The sequence below is a fragment of the Harryflintia acetispora genome, from assembly GCA_004340125.1.
Lineage (GTDB): Bacteria > Bacillota > Clostridia > Oscillospirales > Ruminococcaceae > Harryflintia > Harryflintia acetispora.
Genome location: SLUK01000008.1, coordinates 111421 through 135229, shown reverse-complemented (window position 1 = coordinate 135229; position 23809 = coordinate 111421). Strand labels below are relative to the sequence as shown.

Annotated in this window: 25 protein-coding genes; 14 read left to right on the top strand and 11 right to left on the bottom strand. The window is 63.0% G+C overall.

The window, feature by feature from the left end:
* Positions 1 to 34: 34 nt before the first annotated feature.
* From EDD78_RS09950 to EDD78_RS09930, 5 genes are read right to left on the bottom strand one after another with little or no spacing between them, the layout of a single operon-like run.
* Complete coding sequence (locus EDD78_RS09950) at positions 35 to 1291, bottom strand: putative glycoside hydrolase (protein WP_132084834.1); 1257 nt, start codon at positions 1289 to 1291, stop codon at positions 35 to 37.
* Positions 1292 to 1326: 35 nt separating this feature from the next.
* A complete protein-coding gene (locus EDD78_RS09945) occupies positions 1327 to 1917 on the bottom strand; it encodes an Rnf-Nqr domain containing protein (protein ID WP_165873184.1) in 591 nt (196 codons plus the stop codon).
* Between the two features lie 14 nt (positions 1918 to 1931).
* Positions 1932 to 2636 (bottom strand): Rnf-Nqr domain containing protein, encoded by a 705-nt coding sequence (locus tag EDD78_RS09940; protein WP_132084832.1) that lies wholly within the window; start codon positions 2634 to 2636, stop codon positions 1932 to 1934.
* The gene (locus EDD78_RS09935; RefSeq protein ID WP_079699828.1) at positions 2608 to 3603 is read right to left on the bottom strand and encodes an RnfABCDGE type electron transport complex subunit D; all 996 of its coding nucleotides are present in this window, start codon (positions 3601 to 3603) and stop codon (positions 2608 to 2610) included. Before EDD78_RS09935 ends, EDD78_RS09940 begins: the two co-directional genes overlap by 29 nt.
* Positions 3584 to 4690 carry a 4Fe-4S dicluster domain-containing protein gene (locus EDD78_RS09930; protein ID WP_132084831.1) on the bottom strand — a complete coding sequence of 369 codons (1107 nt, stop codon included), beginning with the start codon at positions 4688 to 4690 and terminating at the stop codon, positions 3584 to 3586. The genes EDD78_RS09935 and EDD78_RS09930 overlap by 20 nt, the downstream gene beginning before the upstream one ends.
* Before the next feature lie 77 nt (positions 4691 to 4767).
* Here EDD78_RS09930 and EDD78_RS09925 point away from each other — a divergent pair, with 77 nt between their 5' ends.
* Complete coding sequence (locus tag EDD78_RS09925; RefSeq protein WP_132084830.1) at positions 4768 to 5331, top strand: hypothetical protein; 564 nt, start codon at positions 4768 to 4770, stop codon at positions 5329 to 5331.
* Here the strand turns inward: EDD78_RS09925 and rpe are convergent.
* Positions 5326 to 6006: a ribulose-phosphate 3-epimerase gene (gene rpe / locus EDD78_RS09920; protein ID WP_132084829.1), complete on the bottom strand. Its 681-nt coding sequence runs from the start codon at positions 6004 to 6006 to the stop codon at positions 5326 to 5328. The two genes, EDD78_RS09925 and rpe, sit on opposite strands and share 6 nt — an antisense overlap.
* Positions 6007 to 6326: 320 nt before the next feature.
* Here rpe and EDD78_RS09915 point away from each other — a divergent pair, with 320 nt between their 5' ends.
* The 6 genes from EDD78_RS09915 to EDD78_RS09890 are packed head-to-tail and all read left to right on the top strand — an operon-like array spanning position 6327 to position 11079.
* Complete coding sequence (locus tag EDD78_RS09915) at positions 6327 to 7466, top strand: aldo/keto reductase (RefSeq protein ID WP_165873183.1); 1140 nt, start codon at positions 6327 to 6329, stop codon at positions 7464 to 7466.
* Between the two features lie 29 nt (positions 7467 to 7495).
* On the top strand, positions 7496 to 8278 hold the full coding sequence (gene thyX, locus EDD78_RS09910) for an FAD-dependent thymidylate synthase (RefSeq protein WP_132084827.1): 783 nt from the start codon (positions 7496 to 7498) through the stop codon (positions 8276 to 8278).
* Between the two features lie 4 nt (positions 8279 to 8282).
* Positions 8283 to 8954 carry a dTMP kinase gene (locus tag EDD78_RS09905; RefSeq protein WP_079699822.1) on the top strand — a complete coding sequence of 224 codons (672 nt, stop codon included), beginning with the start codon at positions 8283 to 8285 and terminating at the stop codon, positions 8952 to 8954.
* 32 nt (positions 8955 to 8986) lie between these two features.
* Positions 8987 to 9880 carry a DUF2156 domain-containing protein gene (locus tag EDD78_RS09900; RefSeq protein WP_079699821.1) on the top strand — a complete coding sequence of 298 codons (894 nt, stop codon included), beginning with the start codon at positions 8987 to 8989 and terminating at the stop codon, positions 9878 to 9880.
* Positions 9881 to 9913: 33 nt separating this feature from the next.
* Entirely contained in the window at positions 9914 to 10453 is a 540-nt protein-coding gene (locus EDD78_RS09895) for a DJ-1 family glyoxalase III (RefSeq protein WP_079699820.1), read from the top strand.
* Entirely contained in the window at positions 10450 to 11079 is a 630-nt protein-coding gene (locus EDD78_RS09890; protein WP_132084826.1) for a 5-formyltetrahydrofolate cyclo-ligase, read from the top strand. Before EDD78_RS09895 ends, EDD78_RS09890 begins: the two co-directional genes overlap by 4 nt.
* A gap of 62 nt (positions 11080 to 11141) precedes the next feature.
* Here EDD78_RS09890 and EDD78_RS09885 read toward each other — a convergent pair whose 3' ends face one another.
* Positions 11142 to 11282: a sporulation protein YjcZ gene (locus EDD78_RS09885; RefSeq protein WP_117508026.1), complete on the bottom strand. Its 141-nt coding sequence runs from the start codon at positions 11280 to 11282 to the stop codon at positions 11142 to 11144.
* A gap of 236 nt (positions 11283 to 11518) precedes the next feature.
* On the opposite strand from EDD78_RS09885, the gene mltG reads away from it, so the two are divergent.
* Positions 11519 to 13303, top strand: a complete 1785-nt coding sequence (gene mltG / locus EDD78_RS09880; protein ID WP_132084825.1) for an endolytic transglycosylase MltG — start codon at positions 11519 to 11521, stop codon at positions 13301 to 13303.
* 44 nt (positions 13304 to 13347) lie between these two features.
* Here the strand turns inward: mltG and EDD78_RS09875 are convergent, their stop codons facing one another.
* Together EDD78_RS09875 and EDD78_RS09870 are read right to left on the bottom strand one after the other, a co-directional pair.
* Entirely contained in the window at positions 13348 to 15780 is a 2433-nt protein-coding gene (locus EDD78_RS09875) for an Ig-like domain-containing protein (RefSeq protein ID WP_132084824.1), read from the bottom strand.
* Positions 15777 to 16079 carry a hypothetical protein gene (locus tag EDD78_RS09870; RefSeq protein ID WP_132084823.1) on the bottom strand — a complete coding sequence of 101 codons (303 nt, stop codon included), beginning with the start codon at positions 16077 to 16079 and terminating at the stop codon, positions 15777 to 15779. The genes EDD78_RS09875 and EDD78_RS09870 overlap by 4 nt, the downstream gene beginning before the upstream one ends.
* Before the next feature lie 287 nt (positions 16080 to 16366).
* Between EDD78_RS09870 and EDD78_RS09865 the strand changes: the two genes are divergently transcribed.
* From EDD78_RS09865 to EDD78_RS09850, 4 genes are all read left to right on the top strand, one after another.
* Positions 16367 to 17605 carry a peptidase U32 family protein gene (locus EDD78_RS09865; RefSeq protein WP_132084822.1) on the top strand — a complete coding sequence of 413 codons (1239 nt, stop codon included), beginning with the start codon at positions 16367 to 16369 and terminating at the stop codon, positions 17603 to 17605.
* On the top strand, positions 17602 to 18480 hold the full coding sequence (locus tag EDD78_RS09860; RefSeq protein WP_165873182.1) for an RluA family pseudouridine synthase: 879 nt from the start codon (positions 17602 to 17604) through the stop codon (positions 18478 to 18480). Before EDD78_RS09865 ends, EDD78_RS09860 begins: the two co-directional genes overlap by 4 nt.
* A gap of 73 nt (positions 18481 to 18553) precedes the next feature.
* Positions 18554 to 19318, top strand: a complete 765-nt coding sequence (locus EDD78_RS09855) for a TIGR00282 family metallophosphoesterase (protein ID WP_079699814.1) — start codon at positions 18554 to 18556, stop codon at positions 19316 to 19318.
* A 134-nt stretch (positions 19319 to 19452) separates the two neighbouring features.
* Entirely contained in the window at positions 19453 to 19713 is a 261-nt protein-coding gene (locus tag EDD78_RS09850; protein WP_079699813.1) for a stage V sporulation protein S, read from the top strand.
* 84 nt (positions 19714 to 19797) lie between these two features.
* Here the strand turns inward: EDD78_RS09850 and EDD78_RS09845 are convergent, their stop codons facing one another.
* Complete coding sequence (locus tag EDD78_RS09845; protein WP_132084820.1) at positions 19798 to 21024, bottom strand: hypothetical protein; 1227 nt, start codon at positions 21022 to 21024, stop codon at positions 19798 to 19800.
* 329 nt (positions 21025 to 21353) lie between these two features.
* Between EDD78_RS09845 and EDD78_RS09840 the strand changes: the two genes are divergently transcribed.
* On the top strand, positions 21354 to 22256 hold the full coding sequence (locus tag EDD78_RS09840) for an Ig-like domain-containing protein (protein ID WP_132084819.1): 903 nt from the start codon (positions 21354 to 21356) through the stop codon (positions 22254 to 22256).
* A 44-nt stretch (positions 22257 to 22300) separates the two neighbouring features.
* Here EDD78_RS09840 and EDD78_RS09835 read toward each other — a convergent pair whose 3' ends face one another.
* Complete coding sequence (locus EDD78_RS09835; RefSeq protein ID WP_132084818.1) at positions 22301 to 23107, bottom strand: MerR family transcriptional regulator; 807 nt, start codon at positions 23105 to 23107, stop codon at positions 22301 to 22303.
* Between the two features lie 138 nt (positions 23108 to 23245).
* On the opposite strand from EDD78_RS09835, the gene EDD78_RS09830 reads away from it, so the two are divergent.
* Positions 23246 to 23764, top strand: coding sequence for a methyltransferase family protein (locus EDD78_RS09830; RefSeq protein ID WP_132084817.1), 519 nt, complete (start codon positions 23246 to 23248; stop codon positions 23762 to 23764).
* Positions 23765 to 23809 lie beyond the last annotated feature (45 nt).

Below are 23809 nucleotides of genomic sequence, written 5' to 3'. Positions count from 1 at the left end.
GCAGACGCGCCTGCGGCTTTCGATGAAACCCATGTCAGTAGAGGACAATGTAGCTGTCGATCCCGGCCTCCCCGGCGGCGCGTATCTGCTCGGCCACGTCGGCGGCGGTATACTGCCGGTTATACGCGCCCTCGAGCGTGTTGTCGGTATACCCCTGCAGACAGGCCACCAGTGTCTGCACGCTGGGGGCCGAGGATTTCACCCTGCCCAGCACCGCCTGCACCGTGTCGAAGGGGGTGGTGGCCGGGGCCTGCAGCCGGAAGCCCTCGAGCTCATAGACCTCGCCGAAGCTGGCGGGCATGACCCCTACCGCGAGGGCCCCGCCAAAGAGGTTCGCGGGGTTGCTCTCCCCGTAGCGGGCGTTGTTCTGCCCGAAGACCGAGTCGGCGCTCGTATAGCACAGGAGGCTGCCGCCCCGCTGGGCGGCCTGCTCGCGCACCGACTGCACGAACTCGCGCAGCACGGCGTCCCTCGGCTTGCTCTGCGACCACTCGCCATAGGTGGCGTACTGGAGTCCGTACCCCTCGGGGAATTGGACCGAATCGAGCAGGATGGTGTCCACCCCCGCGCCGATCGCCTCGAGGGCGATGTCGGTGATATAGCTCTGCGCGATGGGGGAGTAGGGGTTCAGCCACGGCTTGCCGCCGCGCTCGGCCTCGGCGTCCAGCCAGCCCCAATCGGAATTCATGTATTTGACCGCGGCCATCTCCTGCCCCTTCGGGGCCAGCGGGTCGCAAAAGGCCTGCACCCGCCCGATCACCTGGTATCCCGCCTCATGCAGCTCGGCGCAGAGCGCGCCGAGGTCCACGGCGTTCTCCGACTGTGCGCCGGCCTGGGCGACCAGCTCGAGATTGCTGCGGTAAAGCACCGAACCGCCCGTGTCCTTGAGGTCGATCATCACGGCGTTGTACCCTTCAACCCCGGTGCCCTCGACAAAGGAGAGCGCCTCGCCCGCCAGCAGGCGGCTCGCCGGGATATAGCAGGCGCGCAGCCCTGTGACCGGCGGGGGATCGCTCTTCTGCGCGGCCGGGGCGGCGGGCGCGGGTGCCGCCGGCGGCGGGGACGCCTCCTCGCCGCTTGACGGGGACGCGGCCTCCTCCCCTCCCGAAGCGCCGATGGTGGACGAGAGCCGGCCGCTGAGAAAGTCGTGTACCGGCCCGTAGAGGCTGAAAACCAGCAGCGCCGAAAGCGCCGCCGCCAGCACCAGCAGGACGATCTTTACCGGCGTGAGCCCCCCGGGGCGGCGCCGGTATATCCGGTTGTAGCGTTTGATCTTATAGCCCTTGCGCAAGGACGGCACCTCCTAAGGTCAAGTCCGACAAATCGTCAGGTGGGCAGCTGGTGGCCGATCAGGCCGTAGATGGCCAGCGAAACCAGCCCGATATAGAGCAGGTGGATGGGCATCCCCTTGAAGGCGCGCGGCAGGGTGACCAGCTCCAGCCGGCGCCGCCCGGTGTAGATGAGCAGCAGCGCCAGGGTGTAGCCGACCCCGGTGCCCAGCCCGAAGCCCACGGTGGAAAAGAAGCTGTGCTGCTGTGCGGTGGTGAGCACCAGCGCGCCGAGCGAAGCGCAGTTGAAGGTGGACAGGGGGAGCAGCTTCTTCATCGGTGTAAAGATCTTGCCCGGCAGCCTGTCACAGAGCAGGTAGAGGATGAGATAGACCACCGTCAGGCAGCACAGGTAGATCAGCGCGCGCAGCGAGACGGCGACGTTGTAGTCATACAGCAGATAGTTGGCGGCGAAGGACAGCATGGAGCCGAAAAAGGTGATGACGGTCAGCGCCGCGCCGTGGGCCAGGATCCGCTTTGGGGTGCCCAGAAAGACCATCCGCCCGACGCCGAGCATCCGGGTGAAGACGGCGTTCTCCAGAAAGATTGCCACCAGCGCGTAGAGGAAAAATAAACCGATCGCTTCCATAGCAGCCTCCATTTCTAAATCAAGAGATCGTCGTCGAGGTCCTCGTCCTCCCCCTCGGCGGGGGTCTGGCCGTCGCGCAGGTCGGCGCGGTAGTTGCGCACCCGCCAAAGCCGCCCGATATAGCGGCTGCCCGCCGCCAGGAAGGCGAGGAGGATACAGCCCGAGAAGGGGATGAGCAGCCCGCTCAGCTTAAAGGTGATCCCCGTGACCGGGATCCCCCAGACGGAGCCGTAGCCGAAGAGCTCGCGCACACAGGCGAGCAGGGCCATCACCACCGAGAAGCCCAGCAGATGGAGCACCCCGTCGATGAGGGTGTGCAGAACGCCGCAGCGTACCCCGACGTGCTCGCAGCGGTAGAGCATGATGGTGTTGACCGCGATGATCGGGAAGTAGACGCCAAGGGAGTTGAGCACCACCGGGTAGATGGGGGAGAGGCGCAGCTCCACCGGGATGAGGATCGCCACCGCCAGCAGCACATAGACCGGGAAGCGTGCCCACAACGGCAGGAAACGGCGCACCGGCGGCAGGGAGGAGAAGAGCATGACCGGCAGGGTGGTCGCCCACATGCCGATCATCACGCAGAAGGCGCCCTGCAGGGAGTTGGTCGCGCTGATGGCCAGCGGCAGCGCCAGCCCGAGCGAGAGCACGGGGTTGTCGAAAAAGAGCCCCGAGAAGCGGCGGACAAGGCGGTTATGCTTTCTTGTTCTTTGCAGGTACAAAGCGACCCCTCCTTACCGCGCGGTAGAATAATTCGTCCAGATAATCGAAGATCGGCGCCAGGGCGTTGCACAGCAGCAGCGAGAAGGCGAAGGACTCCTCAAAGCCGCCGAAGCGCCGGAACAGCATGGTGATCACCCCGGCAAACACGGCATAGACCACGCAGGCGCTCGCGCGCTTGGGCGAGGTGACCGGGTCGGTGAGCATGAAGACGGCCCCCATGATCAGGCACCCGGAGAAGAGCTCGTAGATCACCGACGCGCCCCCCGGGATGGGCGCGCGCGGGAACAGCCCGGCCCAAAGCGCGCAGGTGCCGAGGAAGCACAGCGGCATCTGCCAGTGCACCGAGCCGCGCACGACAAGATAGAGCAGGCAGGCGCAGACCACCAGTACGTTGGTCGCGCCCATCGGCCCGGGGGTGTTGCCCAGCAGCATGCTCAGGAAGTCCCCGCCGGTGGGCACGCCGCCCGCCTTGAGGGTATAGGAGGCCGAGGTGACCAGCCGCCCGGTGAAGCTGCCGAAGGCGTTCAGCGCTTCGAGCGGAACCGGGTAGGAAAAGACCGCCTTGGGAAAGCAGATGGCCACGAAGGCGAAGCCCCCGGCGGCGGGGTTAAAAAGGTTGTGGCCCACCCCGCCGAAGGGATATTTGACCACCACCAGCGCGAAGGCCACCGCCACCGCCACCACGGCGTAATCCACCGAGGCGGGCAGCAGCAGCGGGAGGAGCAGGGCCGTCACCAGAGAGGAATGGTCCCGCAGGCTCAGCTTCTGGCGCAGCAGCAGCTTGCAGACAAGGTCGCAGACGATGGAGACCCCGGCCGCGTGCAGACCGAGCAGCAGCGCGCGCGGCCCGTAATAATAGAAGGCCATCAGGTAGAGCGCGATTAGGACGATCAGCACGTCGTCCATCATCGAGCGGTTGGAGTCCCGCTTTCGGATATGCGGCGGGTTATACGCTTTGAGTATCATTTTGATCCTCCTGTGTCCCCTCTTGGGGCTGCGTTTGCGGCTGTGCTTTATCCAGCCCCTCCACCAGCCGCTTGGCGCTCAGGATCTCGGCCGAGAGCTCGAGCTTGGCCGGGCAGACATAGCTGCAGGTCCCGCAGCCAATGCAGCGCTCCACGTCGTAAAAGCGCAGCATCCCGACCAATTTTTGCTTGGAGGACTTGTAAAGGAAGAGCGGGGAGAGTTCCTGCGGGCAGACGCTGGCGCACTTTCCGCAGCCGATGCAGCTGTAGTGCCGCTCGCGCGGGTTGTCTAGGAAGGCCAGCACCGCGCGGGTGGTCGCGCTGATGGGGGTGTGCGCGGGGTCGAGGATGCTCATGCCGGTCATCGGTCCGCCGATGACAACCCGCGCCGGCTCCTCGAGCAGCCCGCAGCGCTCGAGCGCCTGCCAGACGCTCAGGCCGTTCGTGGCCTCGAGGTTGGCGGGGTTGGCCACGCAGTTGCCCGCCACGGTGAGAAAGCTGGTGGTCTGGGCGGTGTGGTTGTGGATGGCCCGGTAGAGGTGAATGAGGGCGCAGACCCCGACGAGCAGCACCCCTTCCCCGCCCTCAGGGAAGGAGGAGCGCGCCTCGGCCGGATATTTTCCGGTAATCCTTTTTATTTTGACGCCATACAATGTATTGGGGATCCGCAGGCGGAGATCATAGACGTTTTTATATACCCCGATCATGATCTCCTGCGCCCCGGCGGCCTTGGCCGCGAAGAGCAGGCCGCCCACCGCCTGGGAGGAGAGCTTGAAGAGCGGGCCGAGCTGGCTGGAGACATAGGGCTCGTCGTCGATGGCGTCGGCCACCACCATAGCGGTGCCGCCGTCGCGCCGCGCCGCGCGCAGCTTCTCCCCCAGCGGGAGCGAGTCGCGCTCGTCGATGATTCCCGCGGCGTCGGCAAAGGCGATGATCTCCTCGGGGGAAAGCGCTGCCGGGTCTTCAGCTTTTGGAAGCGGCAGAGGCCGCGCGCTGCCGGGGACGATCAGCTCCCGCAAATCCCGCGAGAGGGCGGGCTCCTTGTGCTGCTCGAGCACCAGCCCTTTTGATAGAAAATGAAACGCCAAAGCGACGCCTCCTTTATTACTGCAATATCACATGGCCCGGCGGCAGCAAAGCCGCCTGGGGCGAAAGGAACAGATAGATGAAGATCGAACCGTTTGAGGGCGGCCGGGTGCGCGTGACCCTGAAGCAAAGCGAAATGACCGCCCTGGGGTTGAGCTATGAAGAACTTTTGCTGGGCGGGGAGGGGCTGCAAAAGGCCCTGGGCGCCCTCCTTTGGCAATTGCAGGAGAAAACCGGCCTGCACGGCGTCGGGCAGCGCGTCCTCATCGAGGCGACGCTCGGGGAGTCGGGCGGGTGTGAGCTCGTCCTCTCGGGGCTGCGCGAGCCCAGCCGCTACCGGATCAAGGAGGGACAGCTCGTCCCGCGCCTGTTTTGGTTCGCGGGCCTGCCGCAGCTCGTGCAGGGGTGTAAAGCCGTCTTCACCCACATGTCGCACCGGATTTACCGCTCTTCGCTGTACTACCGGGGCGGGTATATCCTGAGCGTCACCCCGATCGACGGGCCCCGCGCCGGGGCAGCCCAGCTGCTGGGAGAATTTGGCGGCTATCTCGGCCGGGGCGAGCTGCTCGAGGAGCTGGTCTGCGAGCACGCGAAGCCGATCCGCTGCGGGGACGCCATCGACGCGGTCTCCCGGTACCTATAAACCGCGGCCGGCTTCGGCCGCGGCGCGCAGATCGCGGACCGCTCCGGCGTAATCGGGCTTTGAAAAGAGCGCGCTGCCCGCGACCAGCACGTCGGCCCCGGCGCGCACCGCCAAGGGCGCGGTGGCGGGGTCGATCCCGCCGTCCACCTCGATGTGAAGGGGGAGGCCCTGCCGCTGCGCTTCCTCTCGCAGCGCCTCGATTTTTGGAAGCATGCCGGGCATGAATTTCTGCCCGCCGAAGCCCGGCTCGACCGTCATCACCATCACGACGTCGATGAGCGGCAGAAAGGGAAAGACCCGCTCGGCCGGCGTGGCGGGCTTCAGGACAAGCCCCGCCCGCTTGCCGCGCTTCCTTATCGTGGCGATGGCCAGCGCCGGTTCGGACTCGGATTCGATGTGGAAGGTGATCAGGTCGGCGCCGGCGTCCAGGAAGGCCCCGAGGTAATCGAGCGGTTTTGAAATCATCAGATGCACGTCCAGCGGCAGCTTTACCGCCGGGCGCAGGCTTTTTACGACCGGCACCCCGATCGAGATGTTCGGGACGAAGTGGCCGTCCATCACGTCGACGTGCAGCCAGTCGGCGCCCGCGCGCTCCATGGCGCGGCAATCCTCGCCCATGGCGGCGAAGTCGCAGGAAAGGATGGAGGGGGCGATCAGGATCGGGAAATCATGCATGGGCTTTGGGCTCCTTTCAAATGGCTGCAAGTCGGAAGAAAGCTAGTTTATTGTATAATAAAAACCGCTCAAAATCAACCTTTCACGCCCATAAAACCAATATTCACAGTTTGTTCACCATACATGGAGCAGCCGGCAACCGCCGCACACGGGGCCTTGCCTTGCCGGTTTCCCCATGAAACCTCCTTCATTCGCAAAGCGGTCCCGCGGGACTGGTTTGGGGCTTTACATTCTGCGCGGAGATTGAATCAACGTCGCTTTTATGATATGATTGGTGCGAATTGTGACAAACGTACTATGCGGAAAGGCGGATGAGCGATATGGAACGAATCACACCGAAAAATTGGGACTTTTCCCTGCCGCGCCTCGGAGTGGGCGGCATGCGCTTCCCGTTGCTGGACCCACAGGTTTCCTCCTCGATCGACCGTGAGCAGGTCGGGCGGATGGTGGACTACGCCATCGCACACGGCGCCAACTACTTCGACACCGCCTACCCCTACCACGACCATACGGCCGAGCAGGCGCTGGGCGAGGCGCTCGGGCGCCACAAGAGGGAGGAATACCTGCTCACCGACAAATTCCCCGTCTGGCTGTGCGAGAGCGAGGAGGACCTCGGGCGGATTTTCTCCGAGCAGCTTAAAAACTGCGGAGTGGACTATTTCGACGTCTATCTCCTGCACGCGCTGAGCGCCGAGCGCATGGAGAAGGTGCGCCGGCTGCACATGCTCGAGTTTTTCACCGAGCAAAAGCGCCTCGGAAAAATCCGCAAGCTCGGCTTCTCCTTCCACGACACCCCCGAGGTGTTCGAGCAGATTATGCAGAGTTTCGACTGGGACATCGTGCAGATCCAGCTCAACTATTTCGACTGGGAGCAGCTCGAAGGGGAGAAACTCTATCAAACCGTGCTGAAAAAGGACATCCCCTGCGTGGTGATGGAACCGGTGCGCGGGGGGCTTCTGGCCCAGCTTCCGCCGGACATCGTGGGGGAGCTGACGGACCTCGACCCCGCCCGCTCCCAGGCGAGCTGGGCGGTGCGCTGGCTGGGGGACCTGCCGGGGGTGACCATCGTCCTTTCCGGCATGTCCAACATGGCCCAGATGGAGGACAACGTCGCTTCCTTCTCGCCCCGTGAGCCGCTGGATGGTAAGGAGCGCGCGGCGGTGGACGCGGTGCGCCGCCGGCTGGTGGAGAAGTTCCAGATCCCCTGCACCGGCTGCGGCTACTGCATGGATTGCCCGTTCGGGGTGCAGATCCCGGACCAGTTCGAGCACTACGGCAAGTACCACCTGCTGGGCAACAAGGACGAATACCTCGCCTGGTACGGGCGCAAACAGGATGAGGGCCATGGGCCGCAGAGCTGTAAAAATTGTAAAAAATGCGTGCCGCTCTGCCCGCAGGGGATCAACATCCCCGAGCGGCTGCAGGAGGTGGCCCGCTTCGTAAAGGACCTGCGCAAATAGCGAAGGGCGAAAAAAGGAGGAGGTCCAATATGCCGATTGTCACGTTGATTTCTTATACCCCCGATCCGGTGCGCACCGTGGCCGCCGCGGCCAAGCTCTGTTACAGCCGCAGCGGAATCGAGACCCTGCTCGACAACCTGGATGAGCACAAGGCGAACGATTTTGTGGAGATGCTCTCCGACCTGGGGCACGAGAGCCCCATCGAGCACGCCAGCTTCACCTTCGGGATCGATGGGGTCTCGCGGGCCTTCCTCGCGCAGATCACCCGCCACCGGCTGGCCTCCTACAGCGTGCAGAGCCAGCGGTATGTGGAGAAGCAGGGGTTCGATTACGTCACCCCGCCCGAGATTGCCGGGATTCCCGAGGCGGCGGCGGAGTACGGGCGGATCATGGATGAATGCGCGAAAAGCTATGAGACCCTCACCTCGCTGCTCAAGGAGAAGCACGAGCGGGAGCTGCTAAAGGGCGGCATGGACCCCAAAGAGGCCGGGCGCAAGGCGGCAAAGATGGCGATCGAGGACGCGCGCTTCGTGCTGCCCAACGCCTGCGACACCCGCATGGTGGTCACCATGAACGCCCGGAGCCTGCACAACTTTTTTAAGCAGCGGCTGTGCAACCGCGCCCAGTGGGAGATCCGGGCGGTGGCCGAGCAGATGTACCGCCTGGTCTACGCGGTCGCCCCGGTGCTCTTCGCGCACGCCGGCCCGCCCTGCGCCGACGGGCCCTGCCCGGAGGGGAAAATGTCCTGCGGGCAGATGGCCGCGGTGAAGGAAAAATACCGGCTCCTGCGCGGGGAGCTAAGGGGGAAGTGAGCGCATGGGCAGACTGATCGCCATCGAGGGGATCGACGGCTCGGGCAAGGGCACCCAGACCGCCCTGCTCGAGGAATATTTACGGGGCCGGGGGCTGCCGGTGCGCAAGATCTCCTTTCCAAATTATGAAAGCGAATCCAGCGCGCCGCTGCGCATGTACCTCGGCGGGCAGATCAGCCCCGACCCCGGGGCGGTGGGCGCCTACGCGGCCTCGAGCTTCTTCGCGGTGGACCGCTATATCAGCTTCAAACAGGATTGGGAGCGCGACTACCGGGAGGGGAAGATTCTCCTGGCCGACCGGTACGTCACCTCGAACATCACCCACCAGATGACAAAGCTGCCGAAGGCCGAGTGGCAAAACTTTGCCGGGTGGCTTTGCGACTATGAATATGTCAGGCTCGGAATGCCAAAACCAGATTTAGTGGTTTATCTCGACATGCACCCCGCCGTCTCCCAAAAGCTGCTGCTCAGGCGCTACCAGGGGGATGAGGGGAAGCGGGATATCCATGAGGGCAACACCGAATACCTGACGCGCTGCCGCGAGGCGGCGCTCTACGCGGCTAAGGGACTTCATTGGGAGGTGGTGCGCTGCTTCGACGAGGCGGCGCTCACCCCCCTGCCGGTGGAGGACATCGCGCGCCAGGTGCGCGCGCTCACGGCGGCGGTGCTCGGCTGAGCCCTCATTTTCAGAGGGAAGGCCTGAGAAATTTGATTACATTCAAGACCCTCGACATCTCGGACAAGGGCTGGGTGGACCGGCTCTTTCAAAAGAGCGGCTACCGCGGATGCGAATATTCCTTCGCAGGCACCGTCTTATGGGCCGAGGTCTACCGCAAGACGGCCGCCGAGGTCGGCGGCTTCGTGGTGGTGCGCAGTGAACTCGGGAGCCCGAGCTACCTCTTCCCCGCCGGGGAGGGGGATCTCCATGCGGTGATCGGGCGCCTCAAGGCGCAGAGCGAAGAGGAGGGCGTGCCCTTCGTCTTTTACGCGGTGGACGACGAAAGCCGCCCCAAGCTCGAGGAACTGTACCCGGGGCGGTTTCATTATGAGGAGCTCGACGACGCGCGGGAGTACCTCTATCTCTCGGAGAGCCTTCGCACCCTGGCGGGAAAGAAGCTGCACGCCAAGCGCAACCACATCAACCGCTTTCTCGAGCAGAACCCCGACTGGTCCTTCGAGGAGATCACGAAGGAGAACATCGGCGAATGCTACGAGATGAACAAGGATTGGTGCCGCCTTTACGGGTGCGATCAAAACGAGAGCCTGCGCCAGGAGGCCTGCGCGGTGGATTATGCCTTCGAGCATTTCTTCGCGCTCGATTTTCGCGGCGGGCTGCTGCGCGCCGGCGGGCGGATCGTCGCCTATTCGATGGGCGAGCGCCTCACGCCGGACACCTTCGACGTGCGGATTGAGAAGGCGTACCAGGATGTGCAGGGGGCTTACGCGCTGATCAACCGGGAATTCTGCCGGGCGTTTTGTAAGGACGTGACCTACGTCAACCGGGAGGACGACACCGGGGCCGAGGGGCTGCGAAAGGCAAAACTGAGCTACCGCCCGGCCATCATCTTAAAAAAATACCGGGCCACCTGGCTCGGCGATTGACAGTTTTATCGGACAGAAAGGGAGGATAGCGGTATGGTCTATCTGTTTTTGGCCCCCGGCTTCGAGGAGGCGGAGGCGCTTGTCCCGCTTGACCTGCTGCGCCGCGCCGGAGTGGAGGTCAAGGCTGTGGGCGTGGGCGGCAGCCGAATAGCCGGTGCGCACGGGATCGAGATCAGCTGCGAGCGCACCATCGAGGCGTGCGCCGACGGGGGGCTCGAGATGATCGTCCTGCCCGGCGGCATGCCCGGCACGCGCAACCTCGAAGCGGACGAGCGGGTGCAGCATTTTATCACCCTGGCCTTCGAGCGGGAGCTCTATGTCGGCGCGATCTGCGCCGCGCCCTCGATTCTCGGACACCGCGGGCTGCTGCGGGGCAAACGGGTCACCTGCTTCCCCGGTTTTGAAGGGGACTGCGAGGGCGCCGATGTGACCGGCGGCTTTTTGGAGAGGGACCACAAGCTCGTCACCGCCAAGGGGATGGGCGTGGCGCTCGATTTCGGCCTTGCGCTGGTGGAGTGCCTCAAGGGGCGTGGGGAGGCCGAAAAGCTCAAAGCGGCGGTCATGAGCCGATGAGGGACATCCGGCAATTTAAAAAGGAGCGCCGCGCGCTCGTCAAGGAATACCGCCGTTCTCTGGCGTCCGAGCAGAAGGCGGGGATGGACGGGCAGATCCGAAAAACGCTGTGCCGGCTCTACCAGTTCCAGCGGGCCAAAACGGTGCTGATCTATATGTCCACCCCCATCGAGGTGGACACCGTGGGGATCATCGAGTACTGCTGGCAGCACCACAAGCGTGTGGCGCTGCCCCGGTGCGTGGACGGCACCAGGCTGATGGATTTTTATTATGTAAGCTCGTTCGACCAGCTGGAAAAGGGCACCTTCGGGGTGCTCGAGCCCAAGACCAGCTGCGAGAAGCTGGGGGACTACAAGGACAGCATCTGTGTGGTCCCCGCCCTCGCATACGACCGGCAGGGCTACCGGCTGGGCTACGGCGGGGGGTATTATGACCGCTTCCTCGGCAAGTATCCCGGCGCGACGGTGGGGATCATCTACCGTCAAAACCTCTACCGCTTCCTGCCGCACGGGCGGTACGACGCCTCGGTTTCGGTGGTGGTCAGCGAGAAGGGGTTTTTCTATCCGCACAAGGGGGAATCCCAAAGGCGGACGGCTCACGAAAAGCCGGGGCAAAAGAAGCAGTAAACCGCCGCGGGCGCGCAGGCTCTGCCCGCGCGCCCCGTGGCTTCTATGTTGCGGGGAAAGGCTCAGTTACAGAGCAGCACCAACAGCACGACGATGGCGATGATGCCGGTGATTCCGAATCCGCCCCAGCCGTACCCCCAGCCGCCGCAGTTGCCGTAGCCGCATGAGCAGCCTCCCCAGCCGCCGCATCCATTCCAAAACATCTTGGTACCTCCTTGATTTTTGGTTCCTTTTCAGGCGACTGCCCAAGCGGGCAATACCTGTGCTCCATCCTATGCGGGGCGGGAAAAAGGGGTTCCCAATTAACAGTTTTTTCACATACTTCGATTGATTCTTGACATATTTTGCGGTATGATAGAAACAATGGAAAATTGCGGCGTACTTTTTGGAATTACCGCCGTTTTTGCAAATACAACAGGACAGGAGGGACAGCCGGAGCATGAGTGAGCAGGATGAGTTTCAGGAATTGATTCGCAGCTTTAGTTTGGATAAGCAGCCCGACCAGGATACGCCCTCCGGCGAATACCAGCCGCTGCGCCGGCAGGCCCCGCCCGTGGGTGCGGCACAGCAGCCTCGGACCATGGAACCGGAGCGGGGGGTCTATCAGCCCTCCGCGCGGCCCGTGCCCTCGGGGCAGCCGGTGCGGGAATATGTCCCGCGGCCGCCCAGGGAGGAAGTTCCGGCGCCTGCGCCGGGGGATGTGCAGCCGCGCTTTGGCGAGCGCACGCCGAATCCGCGGGGGTTTAACCCGGACGGCTTTGATACCGGCGCAAAAGCCGGCGGGAGCGCCGGCTTTAACCCCGCTGGGTTTGAAGAGGCTGTCAGCTCCGCGCAAAGCCCGGTGGCTACCGCCGCACCGCCCGCCGCTTCGGGGAATACCGGCGCGCGGGGACGGGGCTTTCAGCTCAATATCGACAGCGAGGAGTACGCGGGGATCCCTGATTCCGCACCGGCCCCCGTGCTCTCCCAGGGGGGCGCGCAGCCGCCCCGGCGCCAGATGGGAAACGCCGGGGGAGGTTTTGGGGCCGTGCCCCCGCCGCCCGCGCGCGGCGGGAAGGGCGGCGGCAGAGGAAACGAGCCGCCGAAGCCCCCCAAAAAGCGCCGCCGGCGCGGAGGCGGGGTCTCCCGGTTTATGGAGGCGCTGGTTCTGGTCGCCGGGGCGGTGGCCTGCGCCATCTTCCTGTCGATCTTCGCGCTGCAGAGCGCGAGCGATATGCTCGGGATCAACAAGCCCGATAAGAAGGTCGAGTTCGTGGTGGCCGAAAACGCCACCGTCGGGGAGGTCGCCGAGCAGCTCAAGGAGGCCGGGATCATCACCCAGCCGCTGACCTTCAAGCTCTATGCCGGGCTCAAGGATAAAAAGGAATATGTGCCCGGCACCTACGAGCTCAACACCAAGATGGCCTACGACCAGATCATGACCATGATGACCAAGGGCAACACCGAAAAGGAGGTCGTCTGGGTAACCTTCCCCGAGGGGCAGACCCTCAACCAGGTGGCCGCGAAGCTGGAAGAAAACAAGGTTTGCAGCGCCGAAGAGTTCATCAGGGTGACCGATACGGTCAGCTTCGGCAGCGACAGCCAGTACGGTTATGAATTCTATGATAAGATTCCGGACGACCCGCTGCGCTACCACAAGCTGGAGGGCTATGTCTTCCCGGACACCTATCAGTTCTACGTGGGTGAGAATGTCGAGTCGGTGGTCAACAAGTTTCTCAGCGTCTTCAACACCCGGGTGACCCAGGACCTTTACGATCTGATGGAGAAGCAGGGGATGACCCTCGATCAGACTTTGACCTTGGCCTCGATCATTCAGAAGGAGGCGGGCGACGTGCAGTATATGTACGACATTTCGTCGGTCTTCCACAACCGTCTGAGCAATTCTGCCCAGTACCCGCGCCTGGAATCGGACGCCACCTACCTCTACGTGCGCGATGAGATCGAGCCGAACCTATCATCCAAAAATGAAGAGATGGCCGCGGCCTATGACACCTATCAGTGCCAGGGGCTACCCATCGGGCCGATCAACAATCCCGGGCTCGACGCCATCAAGGCGGCGCTCGCCCCGGCCGAAACGAACTACTTCTACTTCCTGAGCGATCAAAAGCACGAGTACCACTTCGCCACCACCCTGCAGGAGCACAACCTCAATCTGCAGAGCGCGGGGGAGGCCTACGGCACCACCATCGACCACAGCGACGACGGGTCGTCCTCGCAGCAATAAGGATAAAGGAAAGCCCCGGCTTTACAGCCGGGGCTTTCGTTTTGTCAGGGATTGAGGATGACGCAGGGGCGTATTGCAAAAATTGATTTTAGATCAGTGCTAGAACCAAGCCTTCCATTGGAATAGACTACCGAAGGAGCGTATTTGGAGGTGAGGGGATTAGTAATATTGAAATATGACCGTAACCATGAATTGACGCCTGCGTTGCCGTATATGGTAGCCAGTAAACCATAATTGCTGTTTGTTACTCCGTTCTTCGCAAAATAGCTGAACTGCTTTGTAGAGGAAAGGGGATCAATATATGTCCCGCTGGATGAAAGAGCATTTCCGTAAATTTCAAAGAAACTCGGCAACCATGCGTATGTCTTATCAAGCTTGTTGGGTGATAGCTTTGCTTTCTGTTCCGCCGACAAGCTGTTATAGAAATTAACGCACTGTGTCCGCGCCGTACTACTGCTGTACACGTGGGAGGAGCCATACGCACAGGTTGTATAGTTGAAATTCGCCAGCAGCACGACCGAGCCGGTGTTGCCGCCGAAATCCTCACCGTGGTCGTCAACCACCCACCAGCTTCTGCCGGCCCACTCCACCATTTTGCCAAGGTCGCTGGGAGCGGGAGCGTTGGGTAGCACCGTCACGGCCACGGTTTTGGAGAGTCCGGCGTTCCCGGCGGCGGTCGCCGTGATGGTGGCCGTCCCCACTGCCACGCCGGTGATGGTAACGGCCGCCCCGCTGCCGCTGCTGCCGGGGCTTACCGTGGCTACCGCCGGATTGCTGCTCGTCCAGTTGATTGTCCGGTTGTCGGCGTTCGCGGGACTGGCCGCCGCGCTCACCGTGGTCGCTTCCCCGGCCTTGACGGTTGCCGTGGCGGCGCTGACCGTGATCCCCGTCACCGCCTGCCCGACGCTGATGTTCGCCGTCGCGCTCTGCCCGCCCCCGCTGGCCGTGACCGTCGCCGTCCCCTTACCTTGCGCCGCCGCGGTGGTGGAACCCCCCGCCGCCGGCGAGAGGGAGAGTACCCCGTTGTTGCTCGACTGCCAGCTCGTCAGCGGCCGCGCGCCGCTGGGCAGGCCGGAATAGACGGCGCTGAGCGCCGCGCTCGCCGGACTGCCGTCGTGAACGAGGTTCTTCGCCCCGGTAATACTCAGACTGCCGTTTGCGATGGTGTAGACCGTCACCGGGATGCTCCCCGTCTTCCCCGCCAGCGTGGCGGTGACGGTCGTTTCCCCCGCCGCCACTGCCCTGACGTTCCCATTTTGGTCCACCGCCGCAACGCCCGGATTCCCGCTCGCCCAGGCGGGCTGCGGGGGACTGGGCGGCGACGGGGTGACCGATATGCTCCCGCTCAGGTTGGCGCTATTCGGCGTGCCGTTGGTATAGAGCACCAGCCTGCCGTTCACGATGTACTGGTAGCTCCCGTCGGCGGGGTTGTCCGGGGGCTTCACCGTGATGTCCTCCCCGCTCCCGCTGCCGTCCCCGATCTGGTAGACGGTAACAACGCAGCTGTCCGAGAGCAAGCCCCCCGCCGTGGCGGCGGTGATGGTCGCCCTGCCGGGGGCCTTGGCCACCACCCGTTTCTGATTCGGCTGGCCGGGGACCTCCTGCAATTCCACGATCCCGGTTTTATCCGTGCTCCAGCTCACCGGGGTGGCCTCGTCCCCGGGCGAGAAGAGGGCCGCCACGGTGAAGGCGGTCTCGTCCGCCGTCCCGGAGGTGAAGAGGGTGTAGCTCTCGGGGGTGACCCAGAAGGCCGACCCCTCGCTCCCCCCGCCCCCGGCGGGCACCACCGTCACGCTCATCGAGCCGGTGACCGTGTCGGCGCCCTCGTAAATGCTGGCCGTGACGGTCGCCGTCCCGCCCTTGAGGGCGCTGATGGTAACGCTGCGGTCATTCGCCCCGGGGGTGATGGACAATACCGCCTCATTGCCGCTTGCCCAGCGCACCGGGGAAACATAGTCCTGGTGGGGAGAGAGCGCCGCGCCCACCGTGGCGCTCTCTCCCGCCCGCAGGGCCGCGGGGCCCGAGAGGGCGATCGACTTCACAGCCGGGTAGGTGTGGCGCACCGTTTTTGTCGCCGGGGCCCGCAGGCCGGGCTGGTCGGAAACCGAGGTCACGGTGATCTCGTAGTCGGTATCTCTCTGCGGCGGCGGAACGAGCGGGATTTCGGCCCGGCCCTTCGCGGGGTCGTAGCTGCCGGCGATGGGCGGCTCATCCCCGGTTTTGGCGGTCACCAGAAAACTTGCGATCTGCGAATCACCTGAAGAGAGCGGGATGAAGATCTTCTCCGGCCCGGCCGAGGCGGCCGCGCCGCGCGCAAGCGCGAGGGCCGCCGCCGGGGTGTTGCGCGGCGCGGCGCCCTGGGACACCCGCTCCCCGCCGCTCTCGCCGAGGGTGGCCCCGGCGGGCAGGCAGAGCCCGAGGGTCAAAGACAGGGCCAACGAGAGGCAAACCGCCCTGCGGGAAACGAGCTCCTTCACGGTACCACCACCCCGGTGCTGACCTCCCCGATCGAGAAATCATCGAGCGGTATCTTTTCTTCGTCCGGGATGATCCAGTCCCATTTTTCAGCGAGGGCGTATTCCTCCTCGCTGAGCTCCCCGCGCTCAAACATCACGGTGTAGATTCTCCCCAGGGCCTCGCGGTCCCCGGCGGCGATCAGGCCCGGAACATCCGAAACCGGATGTTCCGGGCTGCCGCCGTTTCCCCCCGACGAAAATCCGCCCAGGACGCACAACGTCAGCGCGGACAGGATGATGGCAAACAGTTTCGTTTTCATGAAAATCCCCCTTTTAAGAAAGACCGTTAGCAAGGCCTTCTTGGGGTCGTTTTCTTCGCGGGAACCCGCCGAAAACCACCAAATTCCCTTGCATTTTTCGCCAGAACAGGATATACTTAGAAAGAACTGGAAGGGTCTGGGGATTTTCCTCCGCCTTTATATGAGTTTACATCATAATATGACCGCAAGCAGGCCTTGCTTGCGGTCTTTTTCATGTCCGGCGCGCTTTCCATCCGCCGGGCGATCTGCTATAATAATGGGTATCAATCAAAACTTGGGAGGTCGCCATGCGGGAACGAACCCTTTCCCTTCCCGAGCTGCTTTCCCCGGCGGGGGACCGTGAGCGGCTCGAGGCGGCGGTGCGCTTCGGCGCGGACGCCGTCTATCTGGGGAGCAGCGAATATACCATGCGCTCGGCGCCAAAGAACTTCAGCCACACGCAGGTGGCCGAGGCGGTGGCGTATTGCCACCAGAACGGCGTGCAAGTCTACCTCACCTGCAACACCTTACCGCGTAATGATGAAGCGGACGGGATCGGGGACTACCTGCGCTTTGTGGGGGAGAGCGGGGCCGACGGGCTGATCGTCGCCGACATCGGGGTGATGATGGCGGCGCGCCGGCTGATCCCGCAGGTGGAGCTGCACATATCTACCCAGACCGGGATCGTCAACTGGCGCGCGGCCTGCGAGCTGCATGCGCTGGGCGCCAAGCGGGTGGTCCTGGCCCGGGAGCTCTCGCTCGAGGAGATCCGGGTCATCCGGGAGAAGACTCCGCAAGAGCTCGAGCTCGAATGCTTCGTGCACGGGGCGATGTGCATGTCCTTTTCCGGGCGGTGCCTGCTCTCCAATTATATGACCGGGCGGGACGGCAACCGCGGCCAATGCGCGCAGCCCTGCCGCTGGAGCTACCGTCTGATGGAGGAGAAGCGGCCGGGGGAATATTTCCCCATCTTTGAGGACGAGAGCGGCAGCTACATCCTCAACGCCCGGGACCTGTGCATGATCGAGCATCTGGACAAGCTCGCGGCGGCGGGGGTGTCCTCCTTTAAGATCGAGGGGCGCAACAAGAGCGCCTACTATGTCGCGGTGATCACCGCCGCCTACCGCGCGGCGCTGGGGGTGCTGGGAAAGGATCCCGGGCACTACGAGCTGCCGCAGTGGATCGTGGAGGAGACGAGGCGGGTGCGGCACCGGGACTACTGCACCGGCTTTTATTTCGGCGTGCCGCAGCAGGGGCAGTATTATGAGTCGGGCGGCTATGTGAGCAGATGGGAGGTGGCCGCCGTCGTCACCGGCTGGCGGGACGGCTGGCTCTCGCTTTCCCAGCGCAACCGCTTCGCGGTGGGGGACGAGCTGGAGGTCCTCGAGCCCGGTCAGCGCCCGGTATCCCTGCGGGTGACGGCCATGCGCGACGGGGAGGGGAATGCAATCGAGGCCTGCCCCCACGCCACCATGGAGCTTAGCATCCCGAGCAAAAACGCCTTCCCGCCCGGCTCGCTGCTGCGCAAATGCAAGGAGAACGAATGAGGGAGCTGCACTTTACCATCGAGCCCGGGTACGACGGCGCCCAGGTTAAGACCTATCTGCGGCGGCAGCTCGGCTTCTCCAACCGCACCGTCACGAAGCTCAAGCAGCATCCCCTGGGCCTGCGGCGAAACGGGGAGCACGTGCGCACCGTGGACCTGCTGCGCTCGGGGGACACCCTGAGCGTCGCCTTCTGCGAGGAGGAGCGCGCGGTGCTCTGCAGCAACCGCAAGGTGGAGATCCTTTACGAGGACGAGGATTTGATGGTTTATAACAAGCCCCCCGGCATGCCGGTGCACACCAGCTGCGGGCACGCAAGCGACACGCTGGAAAACGTCTATGCCGCCCACTGCCTTCGCGCGGGCGCGCCCGGGCGGCTGCGGGCCTTAAACCGCCTGGACCGGGATACCAGCGGCTGCGTTCTGGTGGCCAAGAACCAGTATGCCGCCTCCCGGCTCACCGGGAATTTCGAGAAGAGCTACCGCGCGCTGGTCTGCGGCGAGCTGCGCGGCGACGGGCGGGTTGAGGCGAAAATATACCGCCCCGACCCGGTGGACATCCGCCGGACGGTGGATGAGCGCGGGCAGGTTTCCATCACCGAATACGGCGTGCTCCAGACGGGGAACGGCTATAGCTTTTTGCAGTTTCGCCTGCTCACCGGGCGCACCCACCAGATCCGGGTGCACATGGCTTATATCGGCCACCCGGTGCTGGGCGACCCGATGTATGGCAGCGGGAGCGAACTGATCGGGCGGCAGGCGCTGCACTGCTGGCAGCTGCGCCTCACCCATCCGGTGAGCGGGGAGCGTCTCTGCGTCACCGCCCCGCTGCCGGAGGATATGCGGGAGGCGTATGCGCGCTCTGTCGGGGCAAAATAACGAAGGACAAAATCTGGCCGGCCGCTGGCCACAAGAGCGGCGGCCGCGCCTTTGCGCGGCGGGGAGCGACAGAATGCGGGTAATGATGATCGGGGACGTGGTCGGGCGCGCTGGATGCGAGCGGGTGCGGCAGTACCTGCCCTCCTTTAAGCGCAAGGAGGGGATCGACTTTGTGATCGCCAACGGCGAAAACAGCGCCGAGGGCAACGGGATCCTGCCCCACTCGGCCAAGGAGCTGCTGGACAGCGGGTGCGACGTGCTGACCACCGGCAACCACGCCTTGCGCCGCCGGGAGATTTATGACTATCTCGAGAGCACCCCCTGCGTGATCCGGCCCTATAACTACGACAAGGGCGCGCCGGGGGGCGGCATGTATTTCATTGACCATCCCCCGTTTTCGGTCTGCGTGATCAACCTGCAGGGGACGGTCTACCTCGACGGCATCCGCAACCCCTTCGACGCGGTCGACGAGGCGCTCGAGGGAGTCCGCACCCCGCACATCATCCTGGACTTCCACGCCGAGGCCACCAGCGAAAAGCTCTGCATGGGGCATTATCTCGACGGGCGGGTCTCGCTGGTCGCGGGCACCCATACCCATGTGCCCACCGCGGACGCGCGCATCCTGCCCGGCGGGACGGGGTACGTCACCGACCTCGGGATGTGCGGCGGGCGCAACTCGGTGCTCGGCGTCAAGAAGGAGCTGGCGCTGCACCGCATGCGCACCCATCTGCCCACCCGGTTCGAGAACGACCCGGAGGACGTCGTTATCAACGCGATCGTGGCTGAGATTGACAATAATTCCGGCAAAACAACTAAAATTTATCGTGTAGATATATAATTATTGTATTAAATTCCCTTAAACGCTTGAAAACCCCATGTATTTGTTATACAATATGATCATGAAATGCGGCAATCGTTTCAGAAAGAGCATGACAAAATACATGACAGTTGTTTTGTAGAGGAGCGTTTATTGTGGAGATTCTAAAGGTTTCAGCAAGATCGGTTCCGAATTCTGTCGCGGGCGCCATTGCCGGGGTCATCCGGGAAAAGGGCGCGGTCGAGGTGCAGGCGGTGGGCGCAGGCGCCTCCAACCAGGCGGTCAAGGCGGTGGCCATCGCGCGGGGATATCTCGCCCCGTCCGGGATTGACCTGATTTGCATCCCGGCCTTCGCCAACGTGGTGATCGACAACGAGGAGCGCACTGCCATTAAGCTGATCGTGGAGCCCCGATAACAGGTGGAGCAAAATAAAACCCGGCGCCGGATTGTTTGACGGCGCCGGTTTTTTGTCGTTTGGGGCCGGCCGGGGCCCTGGTTTTTAAGAAAGGGGCTGCTCCACTTGCAGGCGGGGCAGGCCGTCTTTCATTTCCCAAACGCCCGTGAAGTCGAAGCCGGAAAGATACGAGGGCGTCAGGGCGGGGACCTTGGTGCCCGTCACCCCGCTGGTTTGATTGTTGCGCCCATAGAGAGGGTAGGAGACGCTGTCCAGGCAGTAGAGCGTGGGGTAGCTGCCGCTGGGCGCGAACCAGCAGCCGATGGTCGCGCCGCAGCTCATACCGCTGAGCGTCATCCCGTCCACATAGCAGTTGGAGGCCGAGACAGCCGCGCCGACCTCCCCGGTCATGCCCAGCAGCCCAGCCGCATCGGTGTCGGCCGTGGCCGTGATGTTTTGCACATAGCAGTCCTGCACCACGCTCGAAGAGTAGAGCAGACCGACGAGTCCCCCGGCGTGCCCGCCGAAGGTGGTTTGGGAGACGGTGCAGCCCTTGGTCCAGCAGCGGCGGATCGTCGAGTTTTCCGCTACTCCGGCGATGGGCCCGCCGGCCCCGCCGCTGGGCACAGTCGCCCCGACCACGCCCAGGTTTTCGATCGTGGCCTCCTGCAGGTAGCCGAACAGGCCGTTGGCATCAGCGTTTTGAAGGTTCAGGTTGGAAACCGTGTATCCGTTTCCGTTGTAATGACCCAGGAAATGAGAATTAAGCGAACCGATCGATTCGACGGTTTGCCCCTCAAAGTCAAGGTGCCCGGTTTGCAAAAAGCTGCTTTTCTTTTGCAGGTGGGCGGTGCTGCCGATGTGTTGGAGCTGATCGGTCGAGGCGACCAGGAAGGGTGCCCCTTCGCTCCCGTCCCCCACGTAGAAGGCGCCCGCCGTCCCGGCGGGACAACCGCAGGTGGGCGCGGTGGTGAAGGTCCTGCTGAGCGCCGCTTCCCGGTCAAGCCCCTGACGCCCGGCGGCGACATGGGCGGTCACCTGCAGCGTGTGGGTGCTGGGTCCGGCGGGGTCGTAGCGCAGCGGCAGGTGGACCACCACCGGGGAATCGGTGGTCACCGTGACGTTTGCCTGCACCTCGGGCGTATTCCCGGCGTAGATGGCGAAGGTGTAGTCGCTGGTGCGCGCCGAGCGGGTGAAGGGGATATCCACCCCGTATTCGCATTGGTAGCCGCCCTGCACCGCCACCGTCACCCCGTCCCTGGCCGCCGCGCACGGGAGTGCCAAAAACAGGGACGCGAGCAACAGGCAGCAGGAAAAGGCATATCTTTTCATGGAAAACCCTCCTTATACAATAAGACCTATAGCAACGATTTCTGTTGGTCGCGGCCGGTGGGGAAGAGGGTGAAAAAGAGAAGTTTCCCTTGAAAATAGCGGAAGGACAGGATATAATTGGAATAAAGAGGGGGCAGTCGAACGGGTTTGGCCCTTTCAAAAGATCAATAAAAGAAAATTACGACCGCAAGAAATCGTTTCTTGCGGTCGTTTTCATTTGCAAAGCCGCACAGCTTTTGGAAAGAAGTTATCCAAAAATCCTTACTTATGAACCGGCGTTGCGGGAATAAACTAATACCGATTCTTTTTGTAATAGGAGAAACGGCGAAATGAAAAAAATTTGGTCCTTACTGTGCGCCCTGGGCCTCTGCCTCATGACCGAACAGCCGGCCGCAAGCGTTTATAACGGGGCCCCGCGGCTGCAGGGGGCGCTCTATGAAACAATTGAAAACGTACCGGTTTACGGCAACCTGTCGGCCTTCGACCCCGAGGGGGACGAGGTCGAGATATTAGTCTGCCAGCCGCCGAAAAAGGGCTCGGTTGCCTTTGACGGGACCAGCTTCGTCTATACCCCCTATCCCGGGCAGCGGGGCGAGGACAGCTTCAGCGCGCAGGCGATGGACCGGTACGGAAACCGCTCGAACGAGGCGGTCGCGGCAATTTCCATCCGGCGCGGGAGCGGCGCGCCCTACTTTGCCGACATGGACCGCCACCCCTATGAGTACAGCGCCATCAAGCTCGCCCAGGCCGGGGTGCTCGGCGGCGAGCAGGTGGGGGAGCACCTGCTCTTTTATCCGCAGCGCCAGGTCAGCCGCGGGGAGTATGTCGTCATGCTCCTGGCGGCACTCGGAAAGGACCAGGGCCTCACCCCCTGCGTCAACACCGGGCTGCAGAATGACGGCGCCATCCCGCTCTGGCTCAAGCCCTATCTCAGCCGCGCGATCGAGTGCGGGATCGTGACCGAGGAGGCCTTCGACACCGAGACGGTGCCCACCAGGGCCGAGGCGGTGGTGCTGTGCGAGCGCGCGGCGCAGATCGGGGACATCCTCAAATACAACCTGCAGATCGGGGACCGGGACACCATCCCGAGCTGGGCGCTGGAGAGCTATGTGAATCTTTCGGCTTACGGAATCCTCGACCTCTACGACGGGAACGCCTATCCCACGCAGGCGCTCGACCGCGGATACGCCTGCAGCCTGCTCTGGCAGCTCTACAAATATGTGAACAAATAAAACAAGCGGGCTGTAGAGAAAATCTACAGCCCGCTTGCTTTCGGTTATTTCTTCTGGATGGGGAACTGCAGCTCGGTGAGCCAGTCGGCCTCCTGCTCCTTGTTCCAGATCCCGTCGATGTAGCTCTCCCGCGGGTTCTCAGTCGGGGTGTAGCCGTTCTCCTCCATCCAGCGCATGGCGAAGGCATAGGCCTGCGAGAGCCCAGCATAGGGGCCCTTGTGCATCACCGAGACGGCGGTGACCGGCGCGATCTTCTTAAAGTGGATGTCCTCGAAATCCTCCTTCAGCTGATCGACCGCCTCACAGAATTCGAGGTTGATGTCCCGCTCGCGGTACTCGCCGTCGAGGTAGACGACGTAGCAATATTCCGGCGTGGTGCAGCGCAGGTCGGGATACTTCGCGGAAACCTGTTCGCCGATGGCGGGGATGACCGAAAAGTAGGAGTCGTAGCTGGGGATGGTCATGCGCTTGGAGTAGACGATACACTCGGGCAGTTCCTTGATGATGGCTTGATAGTTCATGAAAAAATCCTCCTCGTTGGTTAGCATGAATTCAACTCGGGAGAGCATGTCCTCGCCGGCCGAAAGTTCCCGCGTGAGCTGGGCACGCCGCCGTTGCAGGAAGGGCTCCTGCGAGGACCCCTGCAAAATCAGGCGCACTTCGTCGATGGACAGCCCGACCTGGCGCAGCGCCTGGATGCGGTGAAGCCTCACCAGCTGATCGGTGGTGTAGAGCCGGTAACCCGTCGCCGGGTCGGTGCATGCGGGCCGCAGCAGCCCCGCCTCGTCGTAATAGCGCAGGGTCTTGATGGTGGTCTTGCTCATTTTGGAAAATTCTCCGATCCGGTACATTCTGCTCCCTCCTTGTGAAACCATCCTACAGCCTCCCCTAAGGGGAGAGTCAAGAGGAAATTTAAAAAATTTATCGCGGTCGGCTTGACAGGCCGCCCGTGTGAATTTAGAGTATAGAGAAGAAGGGAGGCGGCCTGCGTGAATGCGTTTTTGCTGATCGTCCCGCTTTTTCTCATCAGGTTCGGTTTGCTCGGGATAATGAATCAGGAGGCACTGCGCAGCGCCGCTCATTTTGCCCCGCTGGAAGGCGGGGAGAAGACCGCCTTCTGGTTTTATGAAATCTCAAACGCCGTTTTGATCCTCTATCCGCTGACTTTGAAGGTGCAAGCCGGGAAGCCGGAATTTTTTACCGGCCTTGCCGTCTATCTTCTGGGCGTTGCCGTTTTGGCCGTATCCACCGTCCAGTTTGCCCGGCCTGGCCAAGATGGACTAAACACGGGCGGCATTTACCGGGTATCCCGCAATCCGATGTATGTCGGGTATTTCATTTATTTTCTGGGCTGCGTCATTTTTACGCGCTCCCTGCCGCTGCTTCTGTCCCTGCTCGTATTCCAGATTTCGGCGCACTGGATCATCCGCTCGGAGGAGAGATGGTGCAAGAAAAAGTTCGGGGCTGCCTATCTGGACTATATGAAGCGGGTGAGGCGGTACCTTTAAAAAAGATTTGCAGGCCGTTGAGAAAGCCAACGGCCTGCAAATTTG